Raw genomic sequence first — 18,778 nt, 5'->3', positions numbered from 1 at the left:
CTCACTCAACGGTCAACCCTTTCTAACCCTCGCAGCCTATGATTCCCTCCTGCAAGGGAGCCGCCGGCCGGCTCCCCACATCCGCCAGCCTTAGCGGCGAGCGTTAGCGAAGAACAGCTGCTGGCCGTTGAGCTGGTAGTCGTTGATCGCCTGCTGTCCTTCAGGGCCGGTGAGCCAGTCGATAAACTGCTGGGCGGCCTCTGCCTTCACCTTCGGGTGCTTGGCGGGGTTGACCATAATCACTCCATACTGGTTGAAAAGGCCCCGGTCCCCCTCGACCAGGATTGCCAGCGACCCCCGGTTTTTGAAGCTGATCCAGGTGCCCCGGTCGGTGAGGCTGTAAGCCCCCATGCCAGCGGCGGCGTTGAGGGTGGCCCCCATACCCGAGCCGGTTTCGCGGTACCAGCCGCCACTGGCCTCCTCGGTGTTGATATTGGCGTCCCGCCACAGCGCTTGCTCCTTTTTGTGGGTGCCGGAGTTGTCGCTGCGGGAGACGAAGAGCGCCTTGCTCTCGGCGATCTTCTCGAAGGCGACTACCGCATCGCGTCCACCGGCGATGCCTGCCGGGTCATTGGCCGGTCCCACCACGATGAAGTCGTTGTACATCAGGTCGAAACGCTCGACCCCGTACCCTTCGGCCACGAATTTCTCCTCGGCGGATTTGGCGTGCACCAGTAGCACATCGGCATCGCCATTCATGGCATTTTTGATTGCCTGTCCGGTGCCGACCGCGACCACATTGACGGTAATGCCGGTGCGGGCTTTGAACTGGGGCAGCAGCAGATCGTAGAGGCCGGAGTTGGCGGTGGAGGTGGTCGATTGCACCAGGATCGAAGTGTCAGCGCCAACGCCAAGGCACAGCAGTGCGGCCATCATCATCAGGTTGATGCGGATAAATCGGCGCATGGAAAAATCTCCCGGGGCTAGAATCGCAGGCGCCCGGCGAGGTAGTCGCGGGCGGCCTGGGACTGGGGTTGCTCGAAGAAAGAGGCGGCCGGGGTCCGTTCGGTCACCCGGCCCTGGTCGATAAAGATGATCTCGTCGGCCAGGCGGCGGGCCTGGCCGAGATCGTGGGTCACGAACAGGACGCGCATACCCGCCTGGACACAGCGCTCCACGATCCCCTCGATGGCGGCGGTGGAGGCGGGGTCGAGGCTGGCGGTCGGCTCATCCAGCAGAAGCACCTGGGGATTGAGGGCCAGCGCCCGTGCCATCGCCAGCCGCTGTTGCTCACCTCCCGACAGCAGGCGGGCCGGTTGCTCGGCCTGTTCCCGCAAGCCCACCCCCTCAAGCAGCTGATTAATGCGGCTATCCAACACGCGGCGTGGCGGGCGCCCCTCGAGGGTGAGGACGAAGCGGAGGTTGGCTGCCACCGAACGGCGCAGCAGAACGGGTTTCTGGAACACCATCGCCTGGCTGCGTTGTAGGGACGGGTCCAGGGGTTTGCCTCCCCAGCGCACCTCACCCTGGGTGGGCTCCAGCAGGCCGTGGAGCAGCCGCAGCAGCAGGCTCTTGCCGGCGCCGTTGGGGCCGAGGATAACGCTGGTGCCACGGCCTTCGATGCGCAGGTCGATCTGCTCCAGCAGGGATTTCCCCCGCACCCGGTAACCGAGCCCGATCGCCTCACCGGGCAGCAGGCAATGCTCGGGGCGGCGGCTATCAACCAAAGGTTCGGCGATCTCAAGCATAGGCTTGCCTCGCCGCGCTCAACTTGAGGGCCATTACCAGCGCGTTGACGCTGAGGGCGATCAGAATCAGTACCATTCCCAGGGCCAGGGCCAGGGCCAGGTCGCCCTTGGAGGTCTCCAGGGCGATGGCGGTGGTCATCACCCGGGTCAGGTGGTTGATGTTGCCACCGACCATGATCACCGCCCCCACCTCGGCGATCGCCCGGCCAAAGCCGGCCAGCGCCACCGTCAACAGGCTGTAGCGGGCATCCCACAGCAGCGCCTGCACCTCGACGCGACGGGAGATCCCCAGAGAGCGGAACTGCTCGGCGTAGTCGTGGTGCAGCTGCTCGATCACCTCGCGGGAGAGGGCCACGACGATGGGGGTGATCAGCAGGGTCTGGGCGATCACCATTGCGGTCGGGGTATAGAGCAGCTGGAAGCCTCCCATGGGGCCTGCGTTGGAGAGCATCAGGTAAACCAGCAACCCCACCACCACCGGGGGCAAGCCCATCAGGGCGTTAACCAGGATGAGGGCGGCGCTGCGGCCGGGAAAACGGCTGATCGCCAGCAGGGCCCCCAGGGGCAAGCCGAGCAGGCAGGAGAGGAGCACAGCGCTGACGCTGACCCGCAGGGATAACCCGATGATCTCCAACAGGTCCGGGTCGGCCGAGAGGGCGAGTTGGAAAGCCAGTTGAAAGGCGGCACTGAAATCCTGCATTTAAGTACTTTTTTGTGTGCTTGTATGTTTATTTTACGATTTTGTGCCGCTGGCAAGGAAAAAGCAACTGGTACCAAGGTCGAGGAACCTGGCTGGGGGATGAAAGAGGCGAGTTGGGCCCCGGCTATCGCCGGGGTGCAGGGAGGCGCTGGTGCCGAGCCCGGCGCGGGTTCGGCAGGAGAGGGCTATAGGATAAAGGGGGCGCTGTCGGCCAGCAGGCGCTGGTGGGCGTCGTGGTACTCCTGCTTGAGCCGATGGCAGAGTGCTTCGACGCTGGGGAGATCGTCGATCACCGCCACCCCGTGACCGGCGGACCAGACGGTTTTCCACGCCTTGGCCTCATCATCAGCGGGTTTCAGCTTTTCGCCGTAGTTGATGTCACCGGGCTTACTGAGTCGGGCGAGGTCGTATCCCGCCCGTTCCAGGCTTTGGCGCATAAAGCTCGCCGGTACCCCGGACACCGCCGGAGTATGGATGATGTCAGCGGCCCCCGCCTCGATGACCATCGCCTTGTAGTCACTGCTGGCGAGGGACTCCCGGGTGTTGATAAAGCGGGTTCCCATGTAGGCCATATCGGCTCCCATCGCCTGGGCCGCGAGCAGGTCTTCACCGCGGGAGAGGGCGCCGGCCAGCAGCAGGGTGCCGCTGAAAAAGCGGCGGATCTCGGCGATCAGTGAGAAGGGATTTTGGGTGCCGGCATGGCCACCGGCGCCGCCGGCCACGGCGATGATGCCGTCGACTCCGGCCGCAGCCGCTTTCTGGGCATGGCGCAGGTTGGTGACATCATGGAACACCAGTCCGCCGTAGCCGTGAACCGCGTTGACCACCTCGGCGGCAGCGCCCAGGGAGGTGATCACCAGCGGGACCCGGTGTTTGATGCAGAGGCCAAGGTCTTCCTGCAGGCGCGGATTGGTGCCGTGGACGATCAGGTTGACCCCATAGGGGGCGATGGAGCGTTGCGGGTCGGCGCTCTGTGCGGCCTCAAGGGTCTCGCTGATCTCGATCAATTGCTGCTCGAAGGCCTCGCTGGTGCGCAGGTTGAGCGCTGGAAAGGTGCCGACCACCCCCTGCAGGCAGCTGGCTTTCACCAGCTCGCTGCCCGAGACAAGGAACATAGGGGCGCACACCAGCGGCAGGCTGAGATGGGGGGCCAGGGAGGAGGGAATCGCCATGGGAATCTCCGGTAAGGTTTTTCTCCATGGTAGTCGCTAGCCTGTTTGATAAGCAAGCGCTTGCTCGGCTCGAGCCCGGCCAGTGCCTGCTTAAGGGCCAGCTCAGTCGCGGCAGAGGCGCTGGAAGTCACTTCGGTGTTGCGGGTCGCGGGCAGCGCGCAGGACGGCTTGCAGGTTCTGGCAGATCTGCGGATCCCGCGGCTGTAGTTGTGCGGCCCTGAGGTAGTGGGCGACCGCCCCCTTGAGATCCTTTTGCATCCAGGCAAGGTTACCCAACCCAAACCAGCCCATCGCGTAGTCGGGGTAGCGGTCCAGCAGATGCCTGAAGATGGCGTCGCTCAACTCGAGCTGGCCGCGCTGGCCGTAATCGGTTCCCACCGTCTCGAGGGTCAGGGCATGTTGACCGGGGTCGGGAAAGCGCTGCTCGATCAGTTCCAGCAACTGCGCCGTTGTCAAAGAGCCCTCTTCCCGGGCGACCGTGCGCGCCAGGCCCACAATCGGGCCGCGATGCTGGCCACTGTTTTCCAATGCAAAGAGGTAGAAGTTTTGGTCGCTTTTCCAGTGGCTGCTGTAGTGCACGCAGAGGCCAGCGAACAGCAGCGCGGCCAGCCCCAGGCCGGCATAGAGCGGGCGACTCAGCCGGACGGAACTCAACACCGCCGCCAGGGCGATGGCGGCGCCTGCCGAGGGCAGGTAGAGAAAGCGCTGGGCGAAGGTGGGGTTATCGAGCAGCGCGAGTGCCAGAGCCGGTGCCAGGCTGGCCGCGAACCAGGCGCCACCCAGCAGCAATACCCACTGGGCACGCTGCCAGGCACGCCAGCAGAGCAGGCCCAGACCGAGGATGACCAGCCAGCCAATGAGAATCGAGAGCGGCTCCATGGGTGCGTTGTAGTAGTAAGCCGAGGGCCAGGGGATCACCAGCAGCTGCAGATACTGGCCGCTGAACCCCAGCAGCAGGGGCAGCTGGTCGAGGTTGAAACGGCCCAGCGCGACCCCGCTGCCGAGGGCCTGTGAGCGCAGGATAAAATAGGCCAGCGTCAACCCCAGGAATGGCAGCCAGCGGGCCCAGGGAAGCGGCTGGCGTCGCAGCAGGTGGAGTGCCAGTAACAGCAGCGGAAAGCTGACGGCGACCTCCTTGGCTAACAGGGCGAGGGCAAAGGCGACCCAGGAGAGGAGCAACCAGACCCGCTGGTCGCCCCGCAGGTAGGCGTAGAAACTGATCAGGATCAGGGCGGTCAGCTGGGGGTCGGTGACGCCGGCGATCCAGTTGACCGACTCCACATGGGTGGGATGAAGTGCGAACAGCAGGCAGGCCAGCCCAAGGGCGTTGAGGCTGGCGGCGGGTAGCAGGCGGCGCAGGATCAGCAGCAGCAGGAGCGTGTTGGCGCAGTGCAGCGCCAGGTTAAGCAGGTGGTAGCCCAGCGGGTTCAGCCCCCAGAGCTGGTAGTTGAGGGCCTGGGTTAAGAGAAAAAGCGGGCGATAGATAAAGTTGCTGGAGCGCTCCGGGGTGTTGCTCCAGACGCTCTGGGTGAAAAAGCTGGCGATCGAATCCAGCGAGCGGATGGCCGGGTTTTCCACGATCACCGGCCAGTCATCCAGTACAAAGCCCGACAGCAGTGCCTGGTAGTAGGGCACGAGAGAGGCCACTAGCAGCAACAGGCACCAGGGTAAAAGCGAGGCTCGCGGGTTGGAGGTGCTGGTCATGGCTCAGTCGCCGGCTCCCTGCGGCTCACCTGTCGACTCCTTCGAAGGCTCGGTTTCACTGATGATATAGAGGGGGCGTCCCTGCACCTGGGTGTAGATCTTGCCGATGTACTCCCCAATCATGCCAAGAAACAACAGCTGCACCCCGCCAAGCAGGAACATACCGGCAGTCGCGAAGGCGTAACCGGGGATCGGCATACCCCAGAAGATCTTCTGCAAGCTGACCACGATGGCGGCGCTGAAGCTGGCCAGGGTCACTAGTAGCCCCACCAGTGAGCAGAGGCGAAGCGGGGAGACACTGAAGGCGGTGACGGCGTCGAAGGCCAGCACAAACAGCTTGAGCCAGTTGTATTTGGTCTCCCCCTGGTGACGCGCTTCGCGGGTGAAGGGGATCGCTTCCTGGCGAAAACCGACCCATGAGAACATGCCGCGCACGAAACGGTTGCGCTCCGGTAGCGCGTTGAAATGGTCGATGACCACGCGATCCACCAGGCGAAAGTCACCCACGTCGGCGGGAATCGGGGTCGAGGAAAGGCGGTTGAGCAGCCGGTAGAAGAGGTAGGAGGTGGCGCGCTTGCCCAGGCTCTCCCCCGAGCGGCTGGTGCGTTTGCCGTAGACCACCTGTGCCCCCTGCTGCCAGCGCTCGATCATCTGCGGGATCAGCTCCGGTGGGTCCTGCAGGTCGGCGTCGAGGAGGATGGCCGCGTCTCCCCGGGCCAGCTCGAAGCCGCAGCTGGAGGCCGCTTCGTGGCCGAAGTTTCGGCTGAAACTGGCGTAGCGCACCCTTTTGTCCTGCCGGCTCAGTGCCTGGATCGCCTGCAGGGTCTGGTCGGTGGAGCCGTCGTTGACGAGGATGAGTTCGAACGCCAGGGGCTGCGCCGACATCACCTCGATCAGTCGCCGATAGAGGGCGTCGAGGTTGTGCTGCTCATTGAAGCAGGGAACGATCAGGCTGATCAGGGCGGTGCTGCCGTGCATGGAGATTTCCTTATTGGCTTGATGTGAGACTTTATGCGCTGGATAATCCGCTGTAAACCCCTGTTGATTCTAAGGAAATTTCCCCGCAGATGGACGCTGACGTATACGAACAGATGGCGCGACTGGAGTCGAAGCACTGGTGGTTCAGGGGAAGGCGCGCCATTGTTGCCGACCTGATCCGGCGTCTTGGGCTGGGCCCTGAGCTCCGCATTCTTGAGGTGGGGGCCGGGACCGGCGGTAACAGCGCGATGCTGAAGGCGTTTGGTTCTGTCGATTCCGTGGAGCCCGATGCCAGGGCCCGTCAGTTGGCCGCCGAGGTGCACGGGGTAGAGCTGTTGGCGGGATCGTTACCGGATGCCCTGCCGGAAAGCGATGTCCCCTACGACCTGATTGTGCTGATGGATGTGCTCGAGCACGTGGAACCACACAGGGCGGCGCTGTCACGGCTGCTGGAACGGTTAGCCCCCGGCGGACGATTACTGCTGACGGTTCCGGCCCTGCAGGCGCTATGGAGCGCGCACGACGAGCGTCATCATCATCATCGCCGCTACCAGGCCGGGGAGCTGCGTCGGCTGCTGGAGGAGAGCGGTTTCAGGGTCGAGCGCGTGAAGTATTTCAATAGCCTTTTGCTGCCACTGATCGCACTGGCTCGGCTCGGCTCCCGGCTCGGTCTGCTCCGGGGCGCCGACGACCAGATGCCGGGACCGTGGCTAAACACCCTGCTGTTTAGGGTCTTCGCTTGGGAGCGCCACTGCATCGGCCGAGGGCTCGGTTTTCCCGTGGGGGTCTCACTGCTGGCCCTGGCGAGCCGTGCCGGTGATCCGGGAGGTGGACGGTGAAGGAGGGACTGCTTCAGCGGCTGGGCCAACAGGAACTGCTCAAGGGGTGGGGCGGTGCACTGGCCCTGGTGTTTCTGGCGGTGGCGCTGGTCAACCTGCTGGCGGCCTTTGAGGCGCTGAGTATTTCTCATGTTGTTTCGCGCTACGAAGGCTTTGTTTACGACGGCATTGTAGGGCTGCTGGCGGGGGGCGACCTCTACCCCGAGTGGCACCAGCACCTCTACCGATACCGGGTCTACAATCCGCTCACCTACCTGCCGACCGCCTGGCTGTCGGACTCCCCCGACCAGGCGCTTTGGAGAGGGCGCCTGATCAGCTGGGGAGCCGCTCTACTGCTGGCGGCGCTGCTGGCCTGGTGGGGCAGGAAACAGGCTGACCGGTTGAGCGCGGTACTGCTGTTCGGTCTGTTTTTTACCATCTTTGGTTTAACGGTGCCGGACTTTTTTCGCCTGCGCCCCGAGTCGCTGGCGATGCTGTTGGGGTTTCTGGGCTGGTACCTTGCCGCACAGGAGTCACGTCGCTCATTGGCACTGGCGGCACTGTGCTGCCTGTTGGCGTTTGCGGTCAAGCAGTCCTACATACTGATCCCCGCAACGATTTTTGCCTGGCTTCTGATCCAGCGCCGCTGGCGAGATCTACTCACCTTTACCCTCTTGATGCTGGCCGGACTGACGGTGATCTACCTGCTGATGGGATGGTTTTGGGGCGTTGCTGCCTTCCAGCACACCCTGCTGGCGATGGGGTCAAACGCGATGACTCCGTTCAAGCATGCGGCCTACTATGGACCCATGTTGTTCCAGCGCTACCCCGGTTTCTGGGTGGCGGCCCTGATCGTCCTGCTGTGGTGCCTCCCGGCCCGCAGTGCACCCCTGCTGTTGCGCGTCTCCCTGCCCTTGTCGCTGCTGTGGACCTTTATGATCGCGGGCAAGGCCGGCGCCAGCGACAGCTATTTCGGCGAACTGGTGATCTTCCTGCTGCTGGCGCTGGGGGTTGCCCTGCGGCAGGCGCCGCTGGCGGTCAGGGTACTGGTGCTGGCGGCGCTGTCGCTGCAGGCCTGGCAATCGGGGCGCCTGCTGCTGGAGCAGGGGAGTACGGTGGTGGCCCAGTATGAGGATCGCGGCATGCCGGTGCGGCGCTATGCCGACCATTACCGGGCCTTCCCCGGCACCCTCCTGCTGGTGGATGAGCGGCTGTCGATCCAGAGCCAGCGCGTAGTGGCGATCGACTGGTTCCTGCTGGAACTGCTGGAGCGCTCGGGGCGGATCGAACTGGAGCCGCTGTTCCAGCAGATCCTTGCGGGGCGCTTTGACAAGATCGTCTTCGACCAGACCGCGGAGACGGGGCTGGAGCGCTACCTTTACCAGCTGACGCGCCATGGCCCCTACCGGCAAACCTTTTCCAATGCCTTTATCTCTGAGTGGACCCGGGTCGGGTACCCTCCTCCTGCTCCGCCAGCCCCCTAGGCGGGCGGGCCTGCGGGGGCCTCCCGCGCGCCCAGGTGGGCAATAAAGAGCGAGAAGATCTCCGACTGGGTGGAGGTGTTGAGGCGTGCGTGAATGTTCTTGCGGTGCACCTTGACGGTGGCGGCGCTGATGCCCAGCGTCTCGGCGATCGCCTGGGTGGAGAAGCCCCTGAGAATCAGCGCGGTCACCTCCCGCTCCCGCTGGGTCAGGACGCCGCTGGCGAAGCTGTCCAACGCCTGCTTCAGGGGGCCATCGGAGCGCTCGTACTGCACATAGTCCGCCGCCTGGCTGAGCCAGAACTGGCGCACCAGGGCATCGATCAGGGGGTAGTGCTCGCTGAGTTGCTTCAACTCCCTGCGGGTGATGGGCCCCAGCTCGGTGCGCCGCCCGAGGGCGATGGCGCAGGTGGTCTGCTCGTCGAGGCGGATGCAGAGGTCAATCTCATCCTTGAGGCCAAAGTTCTGGTAGCAGCTCTGGTAATACTCGGTGGCCTCGAAGGAGTCCGGCATGATCTGGGCCAGGCGGGTGACTCCCGGCGGCAGCCCCTGCTGGATGGCGTTGAACAGCGGGTCCAGTACGTAGGCGCGGTCCAGGTAGTGACGCAGGCTCTGGCTCTGCTGGTCGGGGTCGGTGGGGTGGATGATGATCGGCTGGCAGGACTCCTTGAAGGTGATCATCAGGAAGGTGTCGAAGCGGCACAGGGTGCCCAGGTAGGCCTCCAGGTTGACGGGAAAACTGCGCAGGCGATGGTGGTCGATCAGCACCGCCAGGTTTTTCTGCCAGGGGGCGTTGAGGGCGATAGCGCTGGGTTTGTCGGTCATGGGGTTCGCTGCGGCGGGGAGCGGGGCAGCCCGCCCCCGAGTGGTTAGGGATGGCTGCATTGTGCCCGCCACCGCCACCGATGGAAAGGGCGCCGAAAGTGGTCGTTACCGACGCGGCGGGGTCAGACCCCCAGCTGGTCCCGCAGGTTGTAGTACCAGGCCCCCATGGCGGTGAAGGGGATGCGCAGCAGGCGTCCGCCCGGGAAGGGGGGCTGCGGCAGGCGGGCGAACACATCGAAGCGCTCCGCCTGTCCCTGAATGGCGTCGGAGATCAGGCTGCCCGCCAGGTGGGTGCAGGTGAGTCCGTGGCCACTGTAGCCCTGGGCGTAGTAGATGTTGCTGCCGATGCGACCGAACTGGGGCAGGCGCATCAGGGTGAGGAGGAAGTTGCCGGTCCAGGCGTAATCGACCCGCACCCCCTCCAGGGAGGGGAAGGTCTTGAGCATCTTGGGGCGGATCAGGGATTCGACCTTGGACGGTTCGCGGGCGCCGTAGGTGGTGCCGCCTCCGTAGATCAGGCGACCGTCACCGGAGAGGCGGTAGTAGTCGAGCAGGTAGTTGCAATCCTCGACGCAGTGGTCGCTGGGCAGCAGCTGTTTCTGCAGGCTGGGGTCGAGGGGCTCGGTGGCGATCACCTGTGTGCCGCAGGGCATCGCCTTCTGCTGCAGCTTGGGGATCAGCCCACCCAGGTAGGCGTTACCCGCCACCACCACGAAGTCGGCACTGACGCTGCCGTTGGCGGTGTGTACCCGGGGTTTGGCCCCTTCTTCGACGCGGATCACCGGCGAGGCTTCGAAGATCTGCCCCCCCAGGGACTCGATGGTGGCCGCCTCTCCAAGTGCCAGGTTGAGGGGGTGGATATGGCCGCTCTGGTGGTCGAGCAGGCCGCCGCTGTAGCGCTGGCTGCCGACGTGCTGCTGGATCGAGTCGGCGTCGAGCAGCTCCAGCTCCTGATGGCCATGGGCCTCCCAAAGGCGCTTTTTGGCCTCCAGCTCCCGCAGCTGCTTGGGGTTGCAGGCGGCGAAGATGCCGCCGGCCTTGAGGTCGCAGGCGATGCCGTACTGGCTGATGATGCGGCGCATGATACGCCCTCCCTCGAAGGCCATCTTGCCCAGCTGCGCGCCGGCCTCGGTACCGTAGTGACGTTCGATAAAGTCGATATCACGGCTGTAGCTGTTGACGATCTGGCCGCCGTTACGACCCGAGGCACCGAAGCCGATGCGGCTGGCCTCCAGCACTACCACCTTGAAACCGCTCTCTGCCAGGTGCAGGGCGCTGGAGAGGCCGGTATAACCGGCGCCGATCACGCAGATATCGGCGTTCAGCTCGCCATTCAGAGAGGGGCGCTGGCGGGTGTCGTTGGCCGAAGCCGCGTAATAGGAGCCGGTGTGGGCAATCGGGTTCATGGCAACTCTCCTGAAGATCGGGTGGCAGCGGTGTGCTATGGGGTCACTCTAGGTTCAGGCGGGGGATGGGGGATATACCCCCCGGGGGGTAGGTTCGGCCCGGGCCGATCGGCGGGCACAAAAAAGCCCGCTTCGATGGCGGGCTTTAGGGATGGTACCAGAGGCCGGACTCGAACCGGCACGCTTTTAAGGGCGGGGGATTTTGAATCCCCTGTGTCTACCAATTTCACCACTCTGGCACAGCTTGGCCCATCCTGGGCCGCAGCGGGCGATGCCGCACTGCTTGACGGCGCGCAGTATAGCAAAGTGGGGTTTAAGGTCAATTGCCCGCCGCTGCCTTTTTAGCCTCCGCCTGGGCTGCAACCTGTCTCCTGTGGTTGGCGCTTTGGGGGCTTCGGGGTTCGGTTGGCGTGGCGCCAGCGGGCAATTTTGGGTAAAATCGCCGGCCTTTTGCTTCCTGTGCCCCCCATACCCCATGCAAGTCAGTGATTTTCGCTTTGATCTGCCCGATGAGCTGATCGCCCGCTACCCGAAACCCGACCGCAGCAGCAGCCGTTTGCTCTGTGTGGATGGGCAGAGCGGGGCGCTGGAGCATCGTGTTTTTTCCGACCTCGAGCAGCTGCTGGAGCCGGGGGACCTGTTGGTGATGAACAACACCCGCGTGATCCCGGCCCGCCTGTTCGGGCAGAAGGCGTCGGGGGGCAAGATCGAGGTGCTGGTGGAGCGGGTGCTGGATGCCCACGAGGTGTTGGCCCATGTGCGTTCCAGCAAGTCCCCCAAGCCGGGTACCCGGCTGCTGCTGGAGGGGGGGATCGAAGCGACCATGGTGGAGCGGCAGGAGAGCCTGTTCCGGTTGCGCTTCGAGGGGGAGAGCCCGGTGCTGGAGCTGCTGGAGCGGCACGGCCATATGCCCTTGCCCCCCTATATCGAGCGGGACGACCAGCTGTCGGATCGCGAGCGCTACCAGACCGTCTACGCTCGTCACCAGGGGGCGGTGGCGGCGCCCACTGCGGGGTTGCATTTCGACGAAGCCCTGTTGCAGCGGCTCGCCGACAAGGGGATCGAGACCGCCTTTGTTACCCTGCACGTGGGGGCGGGCACCTTCCAGCCGGTGCGGGTGGAGCGGATTGAAGACCACCAGATGCACTCCGAGTACCTTGAGCTGGAGCTGGCAGTCTGTGATGCCGTCAACGCCTGCCGTGCCCGGGGTGGGCGAGTGGTGGCGGTGGGTACCACCAGTGTGCGCTGCCTGGAGAGCGCCAGCCAGGCGGGTGAGATTCGCCCCTACCGGGGTGAGACCGATATTTTTATCTACCCGGGCTACCGCTTCCGCTCGGTGGACCTGCTGGTGACCAACTTCCATCTGCCGGAGTCCACCCTGCTGATGTTGGTGTCCGCCTTTTCTGGCTACGAGACGATGATGAATGCCTACCGGGTGGCGGTGGAACAGAAGTACCGATTTTTCAGTTACGGAGATGCCATGCTGTTGAGCCCGGCCTCCCCCCGCTCAATGCAGGAGTCGATGTGATGAGCCGAGAATGCTTTATGACCTTTGAACAGCTGGGCAGTGACGGCCGCGCGCGCCGCGGGCGCCTGACCTTTCCTCGGGGTGTGGTGGAGACCCCCGCCTTTATGCCGGTCGGCACCTACGGTACGGTCAAGGGCATGCTGCCGCGGGATATCGAGGAGATCGGTGCCCAGATCATCCTCGGCAACACCTTCCACCTGATGTTGCGCCCGGGGACCGAGATCATCCAGTCCCACGGCGATCTGCACGATTTCAATGGCTGGCAGGGACCGATCCTCACCGACTCCGGCGGTTTCCAGGTATTCAGCCTGGGGGATCTGCGCAAGATCACCGAGGAGGGGGTCTCGTTCCGCTCGCCGGTGGATGGCGCCAAGGTGTTTTTGAGCCCCGAGGTATCGATGCAGGTGCAGCGGGAGCTGGGGTCGGACATTGTCATGATCTTCGACGAATGCACCCCCTATCCCGCCGATGAGAAGACCGCCGAAACCTCGATGGAGCTCTCCCTGCGTTGGGCCAAGCGCAGCAAGGAGGCCCACGGCGACAACCCCTCCGCCCTGTTTGGTATTATTCAGGGGGGGATGCACCAGCACCTGCGTGAGCGCTCCCTGGCGGGCCTCAACGAGATCGGCTTCGACGGCTACGCCATCGGTGGCCTCTCGGTGGGCGAGCCCAAGGAGGAGATGATGAAGGTGCTCGACGGTGTGACGCCGCTGATGCCCGAGGATCGCCCCCGCTACCTGATGGGGGTAGGGACGCCGGAAGATATTGTCGAGTCAGTACGCCGCGGGGTGGATATGTTCGACTGCGTGATGCCGACCCGCAACGCCCGCAACGGCCATCTCTTTACCTCCACCGGGGTGGTGCGGATTCGCAACGCCCCCCACAAGCGTGACCCCTCCACCCTCGATGCCGAGTGCGACTGCTACACCTGCCGCAATTTCAGTCGTGCCTATTTGCATCACCTGGACAAGTGCAACGAGATTCTGGGGTCACAGTTGAACACCATCCACAACCTGCGCTTCTACCAGCGCTTGATGGCGGGTTTGCGAGATGCCATTGAACAGGGTAAATTGAGCGACTTTGTGGATGAGTTCTACCGTAAGCGGGGGCTGGAAACGCCGCCGCTGGACTAGCCCGCTTGTTTAACGCGCCAGGGTCGATCCGAACCCCGGTGCGGGGTCCTTTGAATTCCGTTTTCTAATAACCTTTTTGGAGAAGTAAGACATGAGTTTTTTTATCAGTGAAGCTGTAGCCGAAACCGCCGCTGCCGGTGCCGCCGCCGGTCCCAGCATGGTCGGTCAATTGCTGATGTTGGGCGGCTTCGTGCTGATCTTCTACTTCATCATCTGGCGTCCCCAGAGCAAGCGTGCCAAAGAGCACAAAGAGCTGGTCAGCGGCATCAGCAAGGGTGACGAGGTGGTGACCAGTGGCGGTATCCTGGGCAAGGTGACCAAGGTAAACGATGAGTTCGTTACCCTGCAGGTCGCCGACAACGTTGAGTTGAATTTCCAGAAAGTCTCCATCGCGGCTGCGCTGCCCAAGGGCACCATCAAGGCGATCTGATATCGCCTTGCCGCTGTGCCGTCGGCCGCAGCCCCGTTTGTAGCGGGCTGCGGCTTTTCCATGGATAACCACTAGGGCACCACGATGCTCAATAAATACCCGTTTTGGAAATACCTGCTGATCGTCGTTGCATTGGTGGTGGGTGCCATCTACGCGCTCCCCAACCTCTATCCGGATGATCCGTCGATCCAGATCTCCGGCCTGCGCACCTCGTTGACCATCGACCAGCGCACTATCGAGCGGGCCGAAAAGTCTCTCGTCGAGGCCAATATTCCCCTCAAAGCCAGTGAACTGCTGGAGAAATCGGCCCTGCTGCGCCTGACCGATATCGAGGATCAGCTGGCTGCCAAGGAGGCGATCCAGCGTGCTATGGGGGACGACTACGTGGTCGCCCTCAACCTGGCTCCCACCACCCCGGAGTGGCTCTCTTCCCTGGGGGCCGGCCCCATGAAGCTGGGCCTGGACCTCAGTGGTGGTGTCCACTTCCTGCTGGAAGTGGATATGCAGCGCGCGGTGGATACCCGCCTGAAGGTCTACAACAGCGAGGTACGCACCCTGCTGCGTAAGGAGCGGTTGCGTTATCGTTCCGCCCCCGACCTGGACAACGGCGCCCGCCAGCTGATGTTTGCCGACGAGCAAACCCGCGATGAAGCGGTCAGCCGAATCGCCGACGAGTTCCAGGAGCTGGCAATCAACAGCTACGAGGAGGCGGAGGGCTTCTTCCTCAGCTTTACCCTTAAGGAGACCCAGGTTCGAGAGATCGAGGATTATGCGATCAAACAGAACCTGACCACGGTGCGTAACCGGGTCAACGAGCTGGGGGTTTCCGAGCCACTGGTTCAGCGTCAGGGCCGTAACCGCATCGTGGTGCAGTTGCCGGGGGTGCAGGACACCGCCGAGGCCAAGCGTATCCTGGGTAAGACCGCCAACCTCGAATTCCGCCTGGAAGCCACCGCCGATGCGGCCGCCAGTTCGACCGAGACCTTCCCCTTCAAGGAGAACCGCCAAGCGCCGGCACGCCTTGAGCGCAATATCATTATCAGCGGTGACCGGGTCTCCAATGCCCAGTCCAACTTTGATGAGAACGGCCGCCCGCAGGTCAACATTCGCCTCGACAGCAGCGGTGGTCAGCTGATGAACCGCGCCACCCGCGACAATGTCGGTCGCCGGATGGCGGTCCTCTTTATCGAGCAGAAGCCGACCACCCGTATCGAAACCCAGGAGGTGAACGGGGAGAAGGTGCAGGTTCGGGTGCCCGGTTTCCGGGAAGAGCGCGAGGTTATCAGCCTGGCCACTATCCAGAGTGCCCTTGGCACCAGCTTCCGCATCACCGGCCTCGATGGCGTGGGTGAGGCCTCCGAGCTGGCCCTGTTGCTGCGTGCCGGTGCCCTGGCGGCTCCCATGTACTTTGTGGAGGAGCGCACCGTGGGCCCGAGCCTGGGCAAGGACAATATCCGCATGGGGATCAACTCGGTGGTGATCGGTTTCGCCCTGGTACTGATCTTTATGCTCGTCTACTACAAGGTGTTTGGCCTGTTTGCCAATATCGCCCTGACCCTCAACCTGGCGCTGTTGGTGGCCCTGATGTCGATGCTGTCAGCTACCCTGACCCTGCCGGGTATTGCCGGTATCGTACTCACCGTTGGTATGGCGGTGGATGCCAACGTCCTGATCTTCTCCCGTATCAAGGAGGAGCTTAAGAACGGACTGTCGGCGCAGCGTGCGATCCATGAGGGTTATGACCGCGCGTTTGTGACCATCCTGGACGCCAACATCACCACCCTGCTGGTGGCGGTGATCCTTTACGCCGTGGGCACCGGGCCGGTCAAGGGCTTCGCGGTGACCCTGTCACTGGGCATTATCATCTCCATGTTTACCGCGATTGTTGTAACGCGGGCCATGGTGAACCTGAGCTTCGGCGGCCGCCAGCTCAAGCGGTTGTGGATTTGATGGTCGCGGAACGGGAGAGAGACACTTATGTCAGCCAATAAAGTGATTAATTTTATGGGGGCGCGGATGCTGGCCGCCGCCCTCTCCATCGCCCTGGTGCTGGGCTCCATCGCCTCGCTGGCGGTCAATGGCCTGCAGTTCGGGCTCGACTTTACCGGGGGTACCCTGGTCGAGCTGGGCTACGACAGGGCGGCGGACCTGCAGAAGATTCGCGACGACCTGGGCAGTGCCGGTTTCAAGGACTCGGTGGTGCAGGACTACGGTAGTGCCACCGACGTATTGATCCGCCTGACCGGGGATGATCCCAAGCTGGGTGACAAGGTCGTCGACACCCTGCAGGCGGGCTATAGCGGGCAGATCGATCTGCGCCGGGTCGAGTTTGTCGGCCCGCAGGTGGGTGAGGAGCTGCGTGAGCAGGGCGGTTTGGGCATGCTGCTGGCGCTCGCGCTGGTGATGGTCTATATCGCCATCCGCTTCCAGTACAAATTTGCCATCGGGGCGGTGGTCGCCCTAGCCCATGACGTGATCATCACCCTCGGGGTGTTCTCGATCCTGGGGGTCGGTTTCGACCTCACGGTGCTGGCGGCGGTGTTGTCGGTGATCGGTTACTCACTCAACGACACCATCGTGGTATCCGACCGTATCCGCGAGAACTTCCGCAAGATGCGCAAGGGAACCGAGATCGAGATCATCAACGCCTCCCTGACCCAGACCTTTGGTCGGACCATTATCACCTCCTTGACCACCATCATGGTGCTGGTGGCGCTCTTCTACTTTGGAGGGGAGATGATCCATGCCTTCGCATTGGCGCTGCTGATCGGTGTGGGTGTCGGTACCTACTCTTCCATCTACGTGGCGGCCAACATCCTGCTCTTCATGGACATCACCCGTGAAGACCTTCTGCCGCCGCAGAAGGAGGAGGATGAAGCGGACCAGATGCCCTAGCGGCCCGGGGCTACACCTGCGGTAGCCCCTCTTTTTCTCTCCCATGGAAACGCCACCCGACCAGCCTGAGCCCACCGCTGACGCGCACTGGATGGGCCTTGCCCTGAACGAGGCGCGCCATGCGGCCGAGCGGGATGAGGTGCCGGTGGGGGCGGTGGTGGTCCGTGATGGCGTGGTGGTCGGGCGGGGCTTCAACCAACCGATCAGCAGCTGCAACCCGGTGGCCCATGCCGAGATTCTCGCCCTCGAAGAGGCCGCCCGTACCCTCGGCAACTACCGCCTGCTCGGCTGTACCCTCTACGTTACCCTGGAACCCTGTACCATGTGCGCCGGTGCGCTTGTGCACAGCCGTATCGATCGACTGGTGTACGGTGCCACCGAGCCCAAGGCCGGAGCGGTAGTGAGCCGCGCTCGAGTGCTCGAACTGGAGACCATGAATCACCGGGTCGAGGTGAGCGGTGGGGTGCGGGGTGAGGAGTGTTCCGAGCTGATATCGGGCTTTTTTCGCCGTCGTCGTGCACAAAAACGCGCCGAGCGCGAGCGCTCCCGGGGTGATTCGACTTAGGGAGTTAGCTCGGGCTCTTCGGTAATGCCGGGCTGGTGGCTGGTTTGTGCCAGTTGGGTGGTCTCGTTGGGGGGCGCCTCGAGCCATTGCAGAACATCGTAGTAACGGCGGATGTTCTGCACGTAGACCACTGGTTCGTGCCCCCTGGCGTAGCTGTAGCGGGTTCCCTTGTACCACTTTTTTTGTGCCAGTAGCGGCAGGCTCTCCTTGACGTCGATCCAGCGGTCGGGATCGCCCCCCCGGCGCTGGGTGATGACCCGCGCATCCTCCAGGTGGCCGTGGCCGACGTTGTAGGCGGCCAGGGCCATCCAGGTGCGGTCGGGCTCCGGAATGCGCTCCGGGATACGACGCTTGATCCGGGCGAAATAGCGGGCGCCCCCGTTGATGCTCTGCACCGGGTCGAGTCGGTTATCCACCCCCATCTCCTTGGCGGTGGGCAGGGTCAGCATCATGAGCCCACGAACCCCGGTAGGGGAGCGGGCCTTGGCACGCCAATGGGACTCCTGATAGCCGATGGCGGCCAGCAGTTTCCAGTCGAGCTCCTCCTCCTCCGCGGCCTGCATGAAGAGCTCCCGATAGCGCGGCAGGCGTCGGTCCAACTGGCGCATAAAGGTGCGAGCACCGACGTAGTCGAGCTGGTCGATATGGCCATAGAAGCGCTCGTTGAGTTGCTCCAGGGTGCCATCCTCCTCGACCCGCTGGAAAAACTGCTCTGCCCTCTCTACCAGGCTGCGGTCGTCGCTTTTGGCAAAGGCCCAGGCCACCTGCTCACCGGGCTGGAGGTCGAAGGCAATACGGGCATTGGGGAAATAGATGTAATTGGTGGCCCAGAGGTTGGAGTCGACGATGGTGTAGGCGATCTCGCCGTCGTTCACCATCTGCAGCAGGTCCATGCTCTCCAGCTCATTGCTGCTGCTCCAGTTGGGCTCGAAGTCGCCGATCAGTGAGCGCACCCGCTCCTCGTGGTGGCTGCCCTGCTCGACCCTCAGCTCCCCCTCGGTGAGCTCGTCAAAGCTTGTCGGCTTGGTCAGGAATCGGTTGTAGACCAGGTGCAGGTTGATGTTCTTGTACGGGGAGGCAAAGGCGACCCGGCGCTGGCGCTCGGGGGTAATGCTGAGCCCGGCGGCGGCGAAGGTAACGGGCTGTTCGAAGGCGGGACGCATCAGGGTCTGCAACAGGAGGTCGATCGAGTTGATCACCCGCACCTGCAGCTCGACTCCCAGCTCCTCGGCAAACCGGCTGGCCAGCTCGTATTCGAAGCCGCTGGGGGCATCCCGGTCGTTGTAGTAGGTGGTGGGGGTGTTGCGGGTCAGCATCAGTATCCGGTTTTGCTGCTTGAGCTGCTCCAGCTGGGTCGGCTTGTCACAACCCGCCAGCAGCAGGCCCATGGCAGCACAGACCGCCAGTGCCCCTACTGATAGGGAGCCTGAACGTCGACCAATTCCCATACTCACCT

General features: G+C 63.5%; 17 protein-coding genes and 1 tRNA gene. 8 read left to right on the top strand and 10 right to left on the bottom strand.

Annotated elements, in window-relative coordinates:
* Positions 1-90: 90 nt before the first annotated feature.
* The 6 genes from D0544_RS09670 to D0544_RS09645 all read right to left on the bottom strand — a co-directional run bounded on the left by D0544_RS09670 (position 91) and on the right by D0544_RS09645 (position 6,242).
* Positions 91-906 (bottom strand): ABC transporter substrate-binding protein, encoded by an 816-nt coding sequence (locus tag D0544_RS09670; protein WP_125015735.1) that lies wholly within the window; start codon positions 904-906, stop codon positions 91-93.
* A 17-nt stretch (positions 907-923) separates the two neighbouring features.
* Entirely contained in the window at positions 924-1,688 is a 765-nt protein-coding gene (locus D0544_RS09665) for an ATP-binding cassette domain-containing protein (protein ID WP_125015734.1), read from the bottom strand.
* The gene (locus D0544_RS09660) at positions 1,681-2,388 is read right to left on the bottom strand and encodes an ABC transporter permease (RefSeq protein ID WP_125015733.1); all 708 of its coding nucleotides are present in this window, start codon (positions 2,386-2,388) and stop codon (positions 1,681-1,683) included. The genes D0544_RS09665 and D0544_RS09660 overlap by 8 nt, the downstream gene beginning before the upstream one ends.
* Before the next feature lie 185 nt (positions 2,389-2,573).
* Positions 2,574-3,560 carry an NAD(P)H-dependent flavin oxidoreductase gene (locus tag D0544_RS09655; RefSeq protein WP_125015732.1) on the bottom strand — a complete coding sequence of 329 codons (987 nt, stop codon included), beginning with the start codon at positions 3,558-3,560 and terminating at the stop codon, positions 2,574-2,576.
* A gap of 102 nt (positions 3,561-3,662) precedes the next feature.
* Positions 3,663-5,264 carry a tetratricopeptide repeat protein gene (locus tag D0544_RS09650; protein ID WP_125015731.1) on the bottom strand — a complete coding sequence of 534 codons (1,602 nt, stop codon included), beginning with the start codon at positions 5,262-5,264 and terminating at the stop codon, positions 3,663-3,665.
* Positions 5,265-5,267: 3 nt separating this feature from the next.
* Positions 5,268-6,242, bottom strand: coding sequence for a glycosyltransferase family 2 protein (locus tag D0544_RS09645; RefSeq protein ID WP_207905814.1), 975 nt, complete (start codon positions 6,240-6,242; stop codon positions 5,268-5,270).
* 89 nt (positions 6,243-6,331) lie between these two features.
* On the opposite strand from D0544_RS09645, the gene D0544_RS09640 reads away from it, so the two are divergent.
* The gene (locus tag D0544_RS09640; RefSeq protein ID WP_125015730.1) at positions 6,332-7,081 is read left to right on the top strand and encodes a class I SAM-dependent methyltransferase; all 750 of its coding nucleotides are present in this window, start codon (positions 6,332-6,334) and stop codon (positions 7,079-7,081) included.
* Positions 7,078-8,544: a hypothetical protein gene (locus tag D0544_RS09635; protein ID WP_125015729.1), complete on the top strand. Its 1,467-nt coding sequence runs from the start codon at positions 7,078-7,080 to the stop codon at positions 8,542-8,544. Before D0544_RS09640 ends, D0544_RS09635 begins: the two co-directional genes overlap by 4 nt.
* On the opposite strand, the gene D0544_RS09630 is transcribed toward D0544_RS09635, so the two are convergent.
* From D0544_RS09630 to D0544_RS09620, 3 genes are all read right to left on the bottom strand, one after another.
* Positions 8,541-9,365, bottom strand: coding sequence for a helix-turn-helix transcriptional regulator (locus D0544_RS09630; RefSeq protein WP_125015728.1), 825 nt, complete (start codon positions 9,363-9,365; stop codon positions 8,541-8,543). The genes D0544_RS09635 and D0544_RS09630 overlap by 4 nt on opposite strands.
* A gap of 122 nt (positions 9,366-9,487) precedes the next feature.
* A complete protein-coding gene (locus D0544_RS09625) occupies positions 9,488-10,771 on the bottom strand; it encodes an NAD(P)/FAD-dependent oxidoreductase (RefSeq protein WP_125015727.1) in 1,284 nt (427 codons plus the stop codon).
* 152 nt (positions 10,772-10,923) lie between these two features.
* Positions 10,924-11,010, bottom strand: a tRNA-Leu gene (locus D0544_RS09620).
* 236 nt (positions 11,011-11,246) lie between these two features.
* Here D0544_RS09620 and queA point away from each other — a divergent pair.
* From queA to tadA, 6 genes are all read left to right on the top strand, one after another.
* Complete coding sequence (gene queA / locus D0544_RS09615; RefSeq protein WP_125015726.1) at positions 11,247-12,299, top strand: tRNA preQ1(34) S-adenosylmethionine ribosyltransferase-isomerase QueA; 1,053 nt, start codon at positions 11,247-11,249, stop codon at positions 12,297-12,299.
* A gap of 17 nt (positions 12,300-12,316) precedes the next feature.
* Positions 12,317-13,432: a tRNA guanosine(34) transglycosylase Tgt gene (gene tgt, locus D0544_RS09610; protein WP_207905852.1), complete on the top strand. Its 1,116-nt coding sequence runs from the start codon at positions 12,317-12,319 to the stop codon at positions 13,430-13,432.
* 91 nt (positions 13,433-13,523) lie between these two features.
* Complete coding sequence (yajC, locus tag D0544_RS09605) at positions 13,524-13,862, top strand: preprotein translocase subunit YajC (RefSeq protein WP_125015724.1); 339 nt, start codon at positions 13,524-13,526, stop codon at positions 13,860-13,862.
* An 84-nt stretch (positions 13,863-13,946) separates the two neighbouring features.
* Positions 13,947-15,812 (top strand): protein translocase subunit SecD, encoded by a 1,866-nt coding sequence (secD, locus tag D0544_RS09600; RefSeq protein WP_125015723.1) that lies wholly within the window; start codon positions 13,947-13,949, stop codon positions 15,810-15,812.
* A 27-nt stretch (positions 15,813-15,839) separates the two neighbouring features.
* Positions 15,840-16,757, top strand: a complete 918-nt coding sequence (gene secF / locus D0544_RS09595; RefSeq protein WP_125015722.1) for a protein translocase subunit SecF — start codon at positions 15,840-15,842, stop codon at positions 16,755-16,757.
* Positions 16,758-16,800: 43 nt separating this feature from the next.
* The gene (tadA, locus tag D0544_RS09590) at positions 16,801-17,322 is read left to right on the top strand and encodes a tRNA adenosine(34) deaminase TadA (protein ID WP_125015721.1); all 522 of its coding nucleotides are present in this window, start codon (positions 16,801-16,803) and stop codon (positions 17,320-17,322) included.
* Here the strand turns inward: tadA and mltF are convergent.
* Positions 17,319-18,770 (bottom strand): membrane-bound lytic murein transglycosylase MltF, encoded by a 1,452-nt coding sequence (gene mltF, locus D0544_RS09585; protein WP_207905813.1) that lies wholly within the window; start codon positions 18,768-18,770, stop codon positions 17,319-17,321. The two genes, tadA and mltF, sit on opposite strands and share 4 nt — an antisense overlap.
* Between the last annotated feature and the right edge of the window lie 8 nt (positions 18,771-18,778).

It is taken from the genome of Aestuariirhabdus litorea (genome assembly GCF_003864255.1).
Lineage (GTDB): Bacteria > Pseudomonadota > Gammaproteobacteria > Pseudomonadales > Aestuariirhabdaceae > Aestuariirhabdus > Aestuariirhabdus litorea.
The sequence above is the reverse complement of the archived record's forward strand: the minus strand, read 5'-3'. Positions and strand labels throughout refer to the sequence as shown.

Coding starts and splice junctions, on each gene's coding strand:
- D0544_RS09650 (WP_125015731.1), bottom strand. CDS start 5,264: ATGACCAGCACCTCCAACCCGCGAGCCTCGCTTTTACCCTGGTGCCTG.
- yajC (WP_125015724.1), top strand. CDS start 13,524: ATGAGTTTTTTTATCAGTGAAGCTGTAGCCGAAACCGCCGCTGCCGGT.
- D0544_RS09660 (WP_125015733.1), bottom strand. CDS start 2,388: ATGCAGGATTTCAGTGCCGCCTTTCAACTGGCTTTCCAACTCGCCCTC.
- D0544_RS09645 (WP_207905814.1), bottom strand. CDS start 6,242: ATGCACGGCAGCACCGCCCTGATCAGCCTGATCGTTCCCTGCTTCAAT.
- D0544_RS09640 (WP_125015730.1), top strand. CDS start 6,332: ATGGACGCTGACGTATACGAACAGATGGCGCGACTGGAGTCGAAGCAC.
- tadA (WP_125015721.1), top strand. CDS start 16,801: ATGGAAACGCCACCCGACCAGCCTGAGCCCACCGCTGACGCGCACTGG.
- tgt (WP_207905852.1), top strand. CDS start 12,317: ATGACCTTTGAACAGCTGGGCAGTGACGGCCGCGCGCGCCGCGGGCGC.
- mltF (WP_207905813.1), bottom strand. CDS start 18,770: ATGGGAATTGGTCGACGTTCAGGCTCCCTATCAGTAGGGGCACTGGCG.
- D0544_RS09630 (WP_125015728.1), bottom strand. CDS start 9,365: ATGACCGACAAACCCAGCGCTATCGCCCTCAACGCCCCCTGGCAGAAA.
- D0544_RS09665 (WP_125015734.1), bottom strand. CDS start 1,688: ATGCTTGAGATCGCCGAACCTTTGGTTGATAGCCGCCGCCCCGAGCAT.
- queA (WP_125015726.1), top strand. CDS start 11,247: ATGCAAGTCAGTGATTTTCGCTTTGATCTGCCCGATGAGCTGATCGCC.
- secF (WP_125015722.1), top strand. CDS start 15,840: ATGTCAGCCAATAAAGTGATTAATTTTATGGGGGCGCGGATGCTGGCC.
- secD (WP_125015723.1), top strand. CDS start 13,947: ATGCTCAATAAATACCCGTTTTGGAAATACCTGCTGATCGTCGTTGCA.
- D0544_RS09670 (WP_125015735.1), bottom strand. CDS start 906: ATGCGCCGATTTATCCGCATCAACCTGATGATGATGGCCGCACTGCTG.
- D0544_RS09655 (WP_125015732.1), bottom strand. CDS start 3,560: ATGGCGATTCCCTCCTCCCTGGCCCCCCATCTCAGCCTGCCGCTGGTG.
- D0544_RS09625 (WP_125015727.1), bottom strand. CDS start 10,771: ATGAACCCGATTGCCCACACCGGCTCCTATTACGCGGCTTCGGCCAAC.